The organism is Thioalkalivibrio sp. ALD1 (assembly GCF_000381245.1).
Taxonomy (GTDB): Bacteria; Pseudomonadota; Gammaproteobacteria; order Ectothiorhodospirales; family Ectothiorhodospiraceae; genus Thioalkalivibrio.
The window spans coordinates 54,805-66,599 of the sequence record NZ_KB906248.1; the positions used below are offsets into that span (position 1 = coordinate 54,805).

Consider the following 11,795-nt stretch of genomic DNA (forward strand, 5'->3'; position numbering starts at 1 on the left):
TCTCGGAGGGAGCGCGGGTGCGCGACCCGAGGCCAGCGCCCCGGGCCGACCCCGACGGATCAGTTGCGGGACTTGTCGACCAGCTGGTTGGCCTTGATCCACGGCATCATCGCACGCAGGCGTTCGCCCACCTGCTCGATCTCGTGGGCGGCGTTCAGGCGGCGGTTGGCGGTCATCGACGGGTAGTTCATCGCGCCTTCCAGGATGAACTGCTTGGCGTACTCGCCATTCTGGATATTCTTCAGCGCCTCGCGCATCGCCCAGCGCGACTCTTCGTTGATCACCTGCGGGCCGGTCACGTACTCGCCGTACTCGGCGTTGTTGGAGATCGAGTAGTTCATGTTGGCGATGCCGCCCTCGTACATCAGGTCGACGATCAGCTTGAGTTCGTGCAGGCACTCGAAGTAGGCCATCTCCGGGGCATAGCCGGCCTCGGTCAGGGTCTCGAAACCGGCCTTGACCAGTTCCACCGCCCCGCCACACAGCACGGCCTGCTCGCCAAACAGGTCGGTCTCGGTCTCGTCCTTGAAGGTCGTCTCGATGATGCCGGTGCGGCCGCCGCCGATCGCGGAGGCGTAGGACATTGCGATGTCGCGGGCCTTGCCGGAGGCGTCCTGCTGGATTGCGATCAGGTCGGGGATGCCGCCGCCACGCACGAACTCGGAGCGCACGGTGTGACCCGGGGCCTTGGGCGCGATCATGATCACGTCCAGGTCCTTGCGCGGCTCGATCTGGTTGTAGTGGATCGCGAAGCCGTGGGCGAAGGCCAGGGTCGCGCCCTGCTTCAGGTTGGGCTCCAGCACGTCACGGTACAGGGCCGCCTGGTACTCGTCCGGGGCCAACACCATGATCAGATCGGCACCGGCGGTCGCGGCATCGACATCGGCAACCTTCAGACCGGCCTCCTCGGCCTTGGCGCGCGAGCCGGAGCCCTCGCGCAGGCCCACGGTCACGTCCACACCGGAGTCCTTCAGGTTGTTCGCATGGGCGTGGCCCTGCGAGCCATAGCCGATGATCGCGACCTTCATGCCCTGGATGATGGAGAGGTCGGCGTCTTTGTCGTAGTACAGATTCATGGCAGTCATTTCCTTGGCAACAGGCCCCGCCAGGGGGCCGATGACGAATCAAAAAGCCCGTGCCTGGCCGGCACGAACAAAAGCGAAGGCGATTACAGTTGCAGCGCGACGTCGCCGCGGGCGATGCCCATCACACCCGAGCGCACGACCTCCAGCACCGGGAACGGCGAGACCGCCTCGAGGAAGGCATCCAGCTTGGAGCCTTCGCCGGTGATCTCGATCACGTAGGTCTGCTGGGTCACGTCGATGATGCGACCGCGGAAGATATCGGTCAGGCGCTTGACCTCTTCCCGATCGGCCGCCTCGCCGACACGCACCTTGATCAGGGCCATCTCGCGCTCGATGTGCGGGTGAGCGGTCATGTCCAGCAGCTTGATCACGTCGACCAGCTTGTTCAGCTGCTTGGTGATCTGCTCGACGATCTCGTCGGAACCACTGGTCACGATGGTCATGCGCGACAGCGACGGGTCGTCGGTCGGCGCGACGGTCAGCGATTCGATGTTGTAGCCACGCGCGGAGAACAGGCCGGCCACCCGCGAGAGGGCACCGGATTCGTTTTCCAGCAGGACACTGATGATATGACGCATACGGCTCTTCCCTGTACCCGGTTCAGACCAGGATCATTTCGTTCTGGCCGGCGCCGGCCGGGATCATCGGATAGACGTTCTCGGACTGGTCGGTGATGAAGTCCAAAAACACCAGGCGCTCCTTCTGCGCGAGGGCCTCCTTGATTGCGCCCTCGACATCGCCCGGCTGGTCGATGCGCATGCCCACATGGCCATACGCCTCGGCCAGCTTCACGAAATCGGGCAGCGCATCCATGTAGGACATCGCGTAGCGCCCCTGGTAGAAGAACTCCTGCCACTGCCGGACCATGCCCAGATAGCGGTTGTTCAGGTTCAGGATCTTGATCGGCAACTGGTACTGGTAGCAGGTCGACAGCTCCTGGATGCACATCTGGATGCTGGCCTCGCCGGTGATGCAGCCGACCGTCGCATCCGGATGGGCGAACTGCACGCCCATCGCGAACGGCAGGCCTACGCCCATCGTCCCCAGACCGCCCGAATTGATCCAGCGGTTGGGCTTGTCGAAGCCGTAGAACTGGGCGGCCCACATCTGGTGCTGGCCGACGTCCGAGGTCACAAAGGCTTCGCCCTGGGTCAGCTCCCAGAACTTCTGTACCACGTACTGCGGCTTGATCAGCTCGGAATCGCGGTCGTACTTCAGGCAGTCCTGCGACTGCCACTCGCGGATCTGCTTCCACCAGGCGTCCAGCGCCTCCGGGTCCGGCTTCGCGTTGGCGGCGTCCAGCGCCTTGATCAGCGCACGCAGCACCGGCTCCACCTCGCCGACGATGGGCACGTCGACCTTCACGTTCTTGGAGATCGAGGACGGGTCTACATCGACATGAACGATCTTCGCGTGCGGGCAGAACTTCTCGATGTTGCCGGTCACGCGGTCGTCAAAGCGCGCGCCGATCGCGATCAGCACGTCGGCGTGGTGCATGGCCATGTTGGCCTCGTAGGTCCCGTGCATGCCCAGCATGCCGAGGAACTGCTTGTCCGACGACGGATAGCCGCCAAGCCCCATCAACGTGTTGGTGATCGGGTAGCCGAGCTTGCGGGTAAATTCGGTCAGCGCCTCGGAGCCCTTGCCCAGGATCACGCCCCCGCCGGTGTAGATCATCGGCTGCTTCGCCGACAGGATCAGGTCCACCGCCTTGTCGATCTGGCCGGTATAGCCGCCAGAGGTCGGGTTGTACGAGCGCATGTGGATGGACTCGGGATACTCGAACTCGCAGCTCGCCGCCGTCACATCCTTCGGGATATCCACGACCACCGGTCCGGGGCGGCCGGTGGTCGCCACGTAGAAGGCCTTCTTGATCGTGGTCGCCAGGTCCTTCACGTCCTTGACCAGGAAGTTGTGCTTCACGCAGGGTCGGGTAATCCCCACGGTATCCACTTCCTGGAAAGCATCGTTGCCGATCAGGCTGGTCGGCACCTGGCCGGTGAAGACGACCAGCGGCACCGAGTCCATGTAGGCATCGGCGATCCCGGTAATCGCATTGGTCGCGCCGGGACCGGATGTGACCAGCGCGACACCCGGCTTGTCGGAGGACTTGGCATAGCCCTCGGCCGCGTGCACCGCGCCCTGCTCGTGTCGCACCAGTACGTGCGAAACCTTGTCCTGGCGATACAGCGCATCATAGATGTGCAGTACCGCCCCGCCGGGATACCCGAATACGACGTCGACACCCTCGGCCTGCAGGCTGCGGCAGAAGATTTCGGCGCCGGTGATGGCGGTGGAGGAGCTTGCGGTCTCGGACATGGTGGTCGACTTCCTTACCTTAAGGGCTCGCGCGTGATCGTCGCGGGATCACGCATCAGGAATCAAAATAGCCCAACATCCTAATATGAAATGACGATTTTTCCCAGCACGCAGCGAGCAGGAAATCGTCCAGGAGCAGGCGCAGACAGCCGGTTTCAGTCGTCCGACTTCTTCACGTCCGCCGCGGGCAGGCCGGGGTTGGTCGGGCGGCGGGCATCGTCACTGGACATGTCCTGCGGCGCCATCTGCTGTTCCAGACCCTGCGGCGGGTTCATCTCCTCTTCCTCGCCTCCGCAACCCACCAGCACAAACGTGGCGGCCATGGACAGAACGAGGAATCCAGTGATGCGGGTATGGCGATACATAGCATTCTTCCTTGCGAGACAGGGGCGTGAACGGGCGAGCTTGCCGCGAGACCAGTGGCTTGGCAACAATCCACCACGGCGAGACGCTGATTCCCGCGCGGGTCCGGACTCTACGACGCCCCCACCGGCAGGATCCGTGTCCCGGCCTGCCCCGCAACGATCGCGGCGGCGTCCTCGAGCGCCCCGATGCCGGCCCGGGCGCCCTGTCCGGCCACACGCCGGGCGGCCTCCATCTTCGGACCCATCGACCCGGCCGGAAACGTCGCGGGGTCGACCGCGCTCACCAGCAACGCCTTGAGTCGCGTAGCGTCGGGCTCGCCCCAATTCCAGTAGACACCATCAACATCCGTCAACATCAGGAGCCAGTCCGCCTCCAGCTCTACCGCCAGTCGCGCGGCGGTCAGGTCCTTGTCCACCACTGCCTCGATACCGTACAGGCGACCTTTGTCGTCACGCGCGACCGGCACGCCGCCGCCGCCCGCGCAGATCGCGAGGGATCCGCCGTCGACCAGGGTCCGCACCGCCTCGACGCCCAGCACCTTCTGCGGCTCCGGCGAAGCCACCACGCGCCGCCAGCCGTTACTGTCGCGGGCGATATCCCAACCGCGCTCCTCGGCCAGCGCATGCGCCCGGGATTCTTCCCAGGTCGGGCCGATGAACTTCTCGGGGCGGGCAAACGCCGGATCCTCCGGGTCGACTTCGGTCTGCGTCAGGAGGCTGGCGATCCGGTCATGGCCCAGGGCGTTGTGCAGTTCCTGCGCGAGGATGTAGCCGATCATCCCGTGGCTCTCGGCGCCGACCACATCCAGCGGCCAGTGGATGGAATCGGCCTCCGCCTGGCTGGCCAGCAACCCGACCTGCGGACCATTGCCGTGCGTTACCACGACCTCGTGCTCATTGGCTACATCGGCGATGGCCCGCGCCGCGGCACGGGCGTTGCGCCGCTGGCCCTCGGCCGACGGCGTCTCGCCGCGTTGCAGCAGGGCGTTTCCGCCCAGCGCGATCACGATGCGCATGGCGGCCTCCTCAGTAATGTCCTGGTGGAACGGTGGACGTCAGGTCCGGGGCAGGGTGACGCCACGCTGGCCCTGGTACTTGCCACCGCGGTCCTTGTATGAGGTCTCGCAGACCTCGTCGGACTGCAGGAACAGCATCTGCGCCACACCCTCATTGGCGTAGATCTTGGCTGGCAGCGGCGTGGTGTTGGAGAACTCCAGGGTCACGTGGCCTTCCCACTCGGGTTCCAGCGGGGTCACGTTCACGATGATGCCGCAGCGCGCGTAGGTCGATTTGCCGAGGCAGATGGTCAGCACGTCGCGCGGGATGCGGAAGTACTCGACGGTATGCGCCAGCGCAAAGGAGTTGGGCGGGATGATGCAGACATCGGAGTGCACGTCTACAAAGCTGCCCTCATCGAAGCCCTTGGGGTCGACGATGCTCGAGTTGATGTTGGTGAAGATCTTGAAATGGTCCGAGCAGCGCACGTCGTAGCCGTAGCTGGACGTGCCGTAGGAGACGATACGCTGCTCGTCGTGATAGCGGACCTGACCGGGCTCGAAGGGCTCGATCATGCCCTTCGTTTCGGCCATCTCCCGGATCCAGCGGTCCGACTTGATGCTCATCTGCCTGCCCCTGGTTGTGATCGCCGGATCAGTTGTTCTGGATGACGATGTTGGGGAACTTGCTGCTGTAGTCCTTCGCCTGCTCCGCGAGTTTGGCGCCCGTGCGACGCGCGATCTCGCGGTAAATCTCGGCAATCCGGCCGTCCGGATCCGCGATCACGGTCGGCTCGCCGCCATCAGCCTGCTCACGGATGTGAATGTCCAGCGGCAGGGCGCCGAGCATGTCCACGCCGTATTCCTCGGCCATGCCCTCGGCACCGCCCTGGCCGAAGATGTGCTCCTCGTGGCCACACTTCGAGCAGATGTGGATGCTCATGTTCTCGATGATGCCCAGTACCGGTACCTCGACCTTTTCGAACATGAGCAGGCCCTTGCGTGCATCCAGCAGGGCAATGTCCTGCGGGGTGGTGACAATCACCGCGCCGGAAACCGGGATCTTCTGCGACAGCGTCAGTTGCACGTCGCCGGTACCCGGCGGCAGGTCGATCACCAGATAGTCGAGGTCCTTCCAGTTGGTCTCGTTCAGCAGTTGTTCCAAGGCCTGGGTGACCATCGGGCCACGCCAGATCATCGGCGTGTCCTCGTCGATCAGGAAGCCAATGGACATCGCCTGCACGCCGTGGCGCTCCAGCGGCTCCATGGACTTGCCGTCCTTCGACTCGGGACGATCCTTGATGCCCAGCATGCGCGGCTGGCTGGGGCCATAGATGTCCGCATCCAGGATGCCGACCTGCGCCCCTTCGGCGGCCAGGCCCAAGGCCAGATTGACCGCGGTGGTGGACTTGCCCACCCCGCCCTTGCCGGAGGCCACGGCGATGATGTTCTTGATGCCGGGCATCGGCTTCAGGCTCTTCTGCACCGCGTGCGCGGTCACCTTCGTGCCGATGGTCACCTCGGAAGATTCGAGACCGGGGACGCCCGCCAGCGCGCCCTGGATCGCAGCACGCAGTTCGTCGTGATAGCCATTGGCGGAGTAACCCATCTCGATGCTGATGACCGCACGCGCGCCCTCCACGCGGATATCCTTGACCGCTCCGGCGGCCACCAGGTCCTGCTCCAGGTACTTGTCCTGAACGGTCTTCAGGGCGTTTTCGATCTGCTCGCGCGAGAGTTCGGCCATGGCGTTCGTTCCATCCAGCGGTTGGGAGTAATCGCGCGATTCTACTGGGCGCAAATCGACACGCCAATGGCACCACCCGTCGCCAGTCCTTTGCTCAATGCCGGGGGAGGGGTCCTCACCGTCCTGTCAACCCCTTGCGGCGATCTTTATGCACATGAATTCAGATCGCCTTGAAAAAGGCCACAGATAGCAACCAAACGGCCGAAACCACTGGACAAAGCACTCTTATCTATATGTTTTATAATAATAAAAATGAATTGAACGTTTTTTGACCAATCTGTACAGGGTCCTTGCGTGACAAGGCCTGGCGATGAATTCCACCCTGTTGCCCACAGAGTTATCCACAGCTTCTGTGGAAAACGCCGTGGCGGATGCAATGTGCCTCGACAACCTGGCTGGCAGCCCCGACAATAGCGCCCCTGCATTCCGCCGCCCGCCGCTACCGAGGCACGAGCCCGACGATGACTGACACGCCGCGCAAGATCCTGGTCACCAGCGCCCTGCCCTACGCCAACGGGCCGATCCATCTGGGGCACCTCGTCGAGTACATCCAGACCGATATCTGGGTGCGCTTCCAGCGTGCGCGCGGTCACGAGGTCGTCTACGTCTGCGCCGATGATGCGCACGGCACCCCGATCATGCTGAAGGCCCGCGCGGAAGGCATCGAACCCGAGGAGCTGATTGCGCGCGTGCGTCAGGAGCACGAGGCCGACTTCAGCGAGTTTCTGGTCGATTTCGACCACTACCACTCGACCCACTCGGACGAGAACCGCGAGCTGGCCGGGCGCATCTACACCGCGCTGCGCGACGCCGGCCACATCGAAACCCGCACCATCGACCAGGCCTACGATCCCGAGGCCGGGATGTTCCTGCCCGATCGCTTCATCAAGGGCACCTGCCCGAACTGCGGCGCGGAGGAACAGTACGGCGACTCCTGCGAGGCCTGCGGCGCGACCTACAGCCCGCTGGACCTGAAAGACTCGGTCTCCGCGATCAGTGGTGCCCGCCCGGAATCGCGTCAGTCCGAGCATTACTTCTTCAAGCTCGGCGACTTCGAGACCTTCCTGCGCGAATGGACCGGCTCCGGCCGCCTGCAGGATGCGATCCGCAACAAGCTGGACGAGTGGTTCGACGCGGGCCTGACCGACTGGGACATCTCGCGCGACGCCCCCTACTTCGGCTTCGAGATCCCCAATGCCCCGGGCAAGTACTTCTACGTCTGGCTCGATGCGCCGATCGGCTACATGGCGAGCTTTCGTGCGCATGCCGACCAGCAGGGCCTGGATTTCGACGCCTGGTGGGGCGCGGACTCCGAGGCCGAGCTGTATCACTTCATCGGCAAGGATATCGCATACTTCCATACGCTCTTCTGGCCGGCCATGCTGCACGGCGCAGGCTTTCGTACGCCCAGCGCGGTCTTCTGCCACGGCTTTCTGACCGTCAACGGACAGAAGATGTCCAAGTCACGCGGCACGTTCATCCGCGCCCGCGACTACCTGGACCACCTGAACCCGGAATCCCTGCGCTACTACCTGGCCGCCAAGCTGGGCGCCGGGGTCGACGATCTCGACCTCAACCTGGACGACTTCGTCCAGCGCGTGAACTCCGATCTGGTCGGCAAGCTGGTGAACATCGCCAGCCGCTGCGCCGGCTTCATCACCAAGCGCTCGAACGGCGAGCTGGCGGCCGAGCTGCCGCGCCCGGACCTGCACGAGGCCTTCGTGGCCGAGGGCGAGGCCATCGCGGCCGCGTTCGAGAACCGCGAATACGCCCAGGCCATCCGCCGCATCATGGCGCTGGCCGACCAGGCGAACCAGTACATCGACGAGGCCCAGCCCTGGGTGCTGGCGAAGCAGGAAGGCCGCGAGGCCGAGGTGCAGGCCATCTCCACCCAGGGCCTGGACCTGTTCCGCATCCTGATCGTCTACCTCGCCCCGGTGCTGCCGCGACTGGCGGCCGACGCCGCGGCCTTTCTCCGGCTGGACAGCCTGGCCTGGGACACGCGCGAGCCGCTGGTCGGGCGCGCGATCGAGAAGTTCAAGCCGCTGATGACGCGCATCGAGGGCGAGACCGTCGACAAGCTGCTGGAGGCCTCGAAGGCCACCCTGGCCGCTGCCGAGCCCGAACCGGCCGCCAGCACCGAAGCAGAACCCGACGCGGACCCCATCGCCGAAACCATCGACTTCGACACCTTCGCAAAGGTCGACCTGCGCATCGCGCGCATCACCAGTGCCGAGCATGTTGAAGGCGCAGACAAGCTATTGAAGCTCACCCTCGATATCGGCTCGGAGACGCGCCAGGTGTTTGCCGGGATCAAGTCGGCTTATTCCCCGGAGGACCTCGTCGGCCGCCACACCGTGATGGTGGCCAACCTCGCGCCGCGCAAGATGCGCTTTGGCGTATCCGAGGGCATGGTCCTGGCGGCCGGCCCCGGCGGCTCGGAACTGTACATCCTGAACCCGGACGACGGCGCTCGACCCGGAATGCGGGTCAAATAGGCCGCCCGCGTCATGGATTTGCACCCACGGCTCGCGTAAGCTGCCGCTCTTTTGTCGATACCCGGACGCATGGACCAAAGCCCCGAATTCCTGGCACAGGTACGCCTGCTGGCCGAAGCAGGACGTGATCTCTCGGCGCGCGGCTGGCTGCCCGCGCGCACCGGCCACTTCTCGGCGCGCCTGGACGACCGGCATATCGCCGTCACCGCGCCCAATCGCGAGAAGAGCTTTCTCGACCGCCATGACTTCCTGGTGGTCGATCTCGACGGCCACGTGGTCGCCGGCAGCGAGGAGCCGGCCCCGGAGACCTTCCTGCACATCATCATGTACCGCCACGATGCCCAGCTGGGCGCCGTGCTGCATACGCATTCCGTGCACGCGACCGTCCTGTCGCGCCAGTTCCCCGGCGCGCTCGCCCTGCGCGACTACGAGGTCCTGCGCGAACTGCCCGGCGTCGAGAACCCTGCCCGGGGCCTGGACCTCCCCGTGTTCGCGAACGAACCCGACGTTCAGCAACTGGCCGCGCGGGTCGACGCCGCGATGACCCGCGAGCCGAACCTCGCCGGGTTCCTGATCGGCGGGCACGGCCTGTATACCTGGGGTGCGAGCGTGGAGCTGGCGCTGCACCGCGTCGAGGCCTTCGAATTCATGTTCCAGTGCGAGACGCTCGCACACCAGATGAGCCGATGAACATGTCACCGAATCCCGCGCCCCAGGCCCTGATCCTCGCGTTCGAGGGGGTCCTGGCACCGCCCGGCGTGCTGCGAGACACACTTGAGCCCTATTCGCTGGAGGCCTTGGCGGGCTTTCTCGAGCGCCATGCAGAGAGCACCGCCGTGCAGCGCGTGCTCGCGGACATCCTCGCCTATTCCGGGCGCGAACTGGACGTTGACGGGCTACTTGCGCAGATCCGTGCCTGGATCCGCGGTGGGCAGGACATCACCCCCCTGCGCCAGCTCCAGGGGCTGATCTGGGCCGATGCCCTGGAGGCATCGATGCTGCGCCCGGAGCTGTCGGACGAAACGGCCAATGCCCTGATCGCGCTGGACGATGCCGGCGTGGCCCTGTACAGCTTTGGCGCGAGCCCGGCCCCGGTCCAGCGCGACTGGCTGCGCCACGGCCCGTATCCGGAGGTGGAACAACGCCTGACCGGGCTGTTCGATACCCGCATCGGTGGGCGGCGCGATGCCGGCAGCTACCGCCGTCTGGCGGACGAAATCGGCATCGCGCCGGAGGCGATCATGCTGCTGTCGGTGCGCGGCGAGGAGCTGGACGCCGCGCACCAGGCCTGGCTGCAGACCGCCCGTCCGTTCGACGACCCGGCTGCCGCAGACAATCACCCGCGATACAGCCTGGACACGCTCGTCCCGGCAAGCGACTAGACTCGGACCTGGTAAGGGGCGGTCAGTGTCGGCCTGGCAGGGCCCCTTCCGGGAGCGGGCCTTGTGGGAGAGGGCCTGCCCGCGAATGATTCCACCAAGGTCCAACAGCTGAAGGGACCCGGGCCGGCCCGCTCCCACGCAAAACCCGCGCCCCGCAAGGGTTGAGTCGGGATAAGCGGTCCCTGATACTATTTTGTTGACCTGAAGACTCGGAATTAACGTGGAATACGTCCTGATCCTCATCAGTACGATCCTCGTGAACAACTTCGTACTGGTGAAGTTTCTGGGCCTGTGCCCGTTCATGGGGGTCTCGCGCAAGGTCGAGACGGCCACCGGCATGGGCCTGGCCACGACGTTCGTGCTGACGTTGTCCGCGGTCAGTTCCTACGTAATCAACGAGTACCTGCTGACCCCGCTGGGGCTCGAGTACCTGCGCACCATCGCGTTCATCCTGGTGATCGCGGCCGTGGTGCAGTTCACCGAGCTGGTCGTACGCAAGACCAGCCCCCTGCTCTATAACGTGCTGGGCATCTTCCTGCCGCTGATCACCACCAACTGCGCGGTGCTGGGCGTGGCCCTGCTGAACGTCCAGGAGGCGCACAACTTCGTCGAGTCCGCACTCTACGGCTTCGGCGCCGCGGTCGGCTTCTCCATCGTCCTGATCCTGTTCTCCGCCATTCGCGAACGCATCGCCGTCGCTGACGTGCCCGTGGTCTTTCGCGGAAGTGCGGTGGCCATGGTCACCGCAGGGCTGATGTCGCTGGCGTTCATGGGCTTCTCCGGGCTGGTGCGGCTGTGAGCGTCGTCTATGCCATCCTCGCGATCGGCGGCCTTGCCGCCGCGTTTGGCCTGATCCTGGGCTTTGCCGCGCAGCGTTTTCGCGTCGAGCAAGACCCGGTCGTCGACCAGATCGACGCCCTGCTACCCCAGACGCAGTGCGGCCAGTGCTCCTATCCCGGCTGCCGCCCTTACGCCGAAGCGATCGCCGCGGGCGAGGCCGACATCAACCGTTGCCCCCCCGGGGGCCAGGCCACGGTACAGGCCCTGGCGGACCTGCTGGACCGCGAGCCGACACCGCTGGAAGAAGAGGAGCAGGAAAAGGCTGTCGCGGTAATCGACGAGAACATCTGCATCGGCTGCACGCTGTGCATCCAGGCCTGTCCGGTGGATGCGATCCTCGGCGCGGCCAAACAGATGCACACCGTGATCGAGGAGGAGTGCACCGGCTGCGAACTATGCGTCGAACCCTGTCCGGTCGACTGCATCAGCATGGTCCCGGTGCAAACCGACATCACCGAATGGCGCTGGTCGGAACCGGAACCCTCGCCCATCGAACGGCCCATACACGCCCTCGCAGAAGGCTCGCGGAGCTCCCGCTAAGCCGGGATTCCGCGAAACGTTAGA

Annotated in this window: 12 protein-coding genes; 5 read left to right on the plus strand and 7 right to left on the minus strand. The window is 65.0% G+C overall.

Annotated features, from left to right (window positions below):
* Positions 1 to 59: 59 nt before the first annotated feature.
* The 7 genes from ilvC to apbC all read right to left on the minus strand — a co-directional run bounded on the left by ilvC (position 60) and on the right by apbC (position 6,511).
* Positions 60 to 1,076: a ketol-acid reductoisomerase gene (ilvC, locus tag F623_RS0112120; protein ID WP_018862774.1), complete on the minus strand. Its 1,017-nt coding sequence runs from the start codon at positions 1,074 to 1,076 to the stop codon at positions 60 to 62.
* Positions 1,077 to 1,168: 92 nt separating this feature from the next.
* Positions 1,169 to 1,663: an acetolactate synthase small subunit gene (ilvN, locus tag F623_RS0112125; protein WP_012983148.1), complete on the minus strand. Its 495-nt coding sequence runs from the start codon at positions 1,661 to 1,663 to the stop codon at positions 1,169 to 1,171.
* A 22-nt stretch (positions 1,664 to 1,685) separates the two neighbouring features.
* Positions 1,686 to 3,404, minus strand: a complete 1,719-nt coding sequence (ilvB, locus tag F623_RS0112130) for a biosynthetic-type acetolactate synthase large subunit (protein ID WP_018862775.1) — start codon at positions 3,402 to 3,404, stop codon at positions 1,686 to 1,688.
* Positions 3,405 to 3,559: 155 nt separating this feature from the next.
* Entirely contained in the window at positions 3,560 to 3,769 is a 210-nt protein-coding gene (locus F623_RS0112135) for a hypothetical protein (RefSeq protein ID WP_018862776.1), read from the minus strand.
* Between the two features lie 110 nt (positions 3,770 to 3,879).
* Positions 3,880 to 4,785: a carbamate kinase gene (locus F623_RS0112140; protein WP_018862777.1), complete on the minus strand. Its 906-nt coding sequence runs from the start codon at positions 4,783 to 4,785 to the stop codon at positions 3,880 to 3,882.
* A gap of 39 nt (positions 4,786 to 4,824) precedes the next feature.
* Positions 4,825 to 5,391: a dCTP deaminase gene (gene dcd / locus F623_RS0112145; protein ID WP_012983152.1), complete on the minus strand. Its 567-nt coding sequence runs from the start codon at positions 5,389 to 5,391 to the stop codon at positions 4,825 to 4,827.
* 28 nt (positions 5,392 to 5,419) lie between these two features.
* A complete protein-coding gene (apbC, locus tag F623_RS0112150; protein ID WP_018862778.1) occupies positions 5,420 to 6,511 on the minus strand; it encodes an iron-sulfur cluster carrier protein ApbC in 1,092 nt (363 codons plus the stop codon).
* A 461-nt stretch (positions 6,512 to 6,972) separates the two neighbouring features.
* On the opposite strand from apbC, the gene metG reads away from it, so the two are divergent.
* The 5 genes from metG to rsxB all read left to right on the plus strand — a co-directional run bounded on the left by metG (position 6,973) and on the right by rsxB (position 11,771).
* A complete protein-coding gene (gene metG / locus F623_RS0112155; protein ID WP_018862779.1) occupies positions 6,973 to 9,009 on the plus strand; it encodes a methionine--tRNA ligase in 2,037 nt (678 codons plus the stop codon).
* 69 nt (positions 9,010 to 9,078) lie between these two features.
* Positions 9,079 to 9,699, plus strand: a complete 621-nt coding sequence (gene mtnB, locus F623_RS0112160) for a methylthioribulose 1-phosphate dehydratase (protein WP_018862780.1) — start codon at positions 9,079 to 9,081, stop codon at positions 9,697 to 9,699.
* Entirely contained in the window at positions 9,696 to 10,391 is a 696-nt protein-coding gene (locus F623_RS0112165) for a hypothetical protein (protein WP_018862781.1), read from the plus strand. The genes mtnB and F623_RS0112165 overlap by 4 nt, the downstream gene beginning before the upstream one ends.
* Before the next feature lie 220 nt (positions 10,392 to 10,611).
* Complete coding sequence (gene rsxA, locus F623_RS0112170) at positions 10,612 to 11,190, plus strand: electron transport complex subunit RsxA (protein ID WP_018862782.1); 579 nt, start codon at positions 10,612 to 10,614, stop codon at positions 11,188 to 11,190.
* Positions 11,187 to 11,771 carry an electron transport complex subunit RsxB gene (rsxB, locus tag F623_RS0112175; protein ID WP_018862783.1) on the plus strand — a complete coding sequence of 195 codons (585 nt, stop codon included), beginning with the start codon at positions 11,187 to 11,189 and terminating at the stop codon, positions 11,769 to 11,771. The genes rsxA and rsxB overlap by 4 nt, the downstream gene beginning before the upstream one ends.
* Positions 11,772 to 11,795 lie beyond the last annotated feature (24 nt).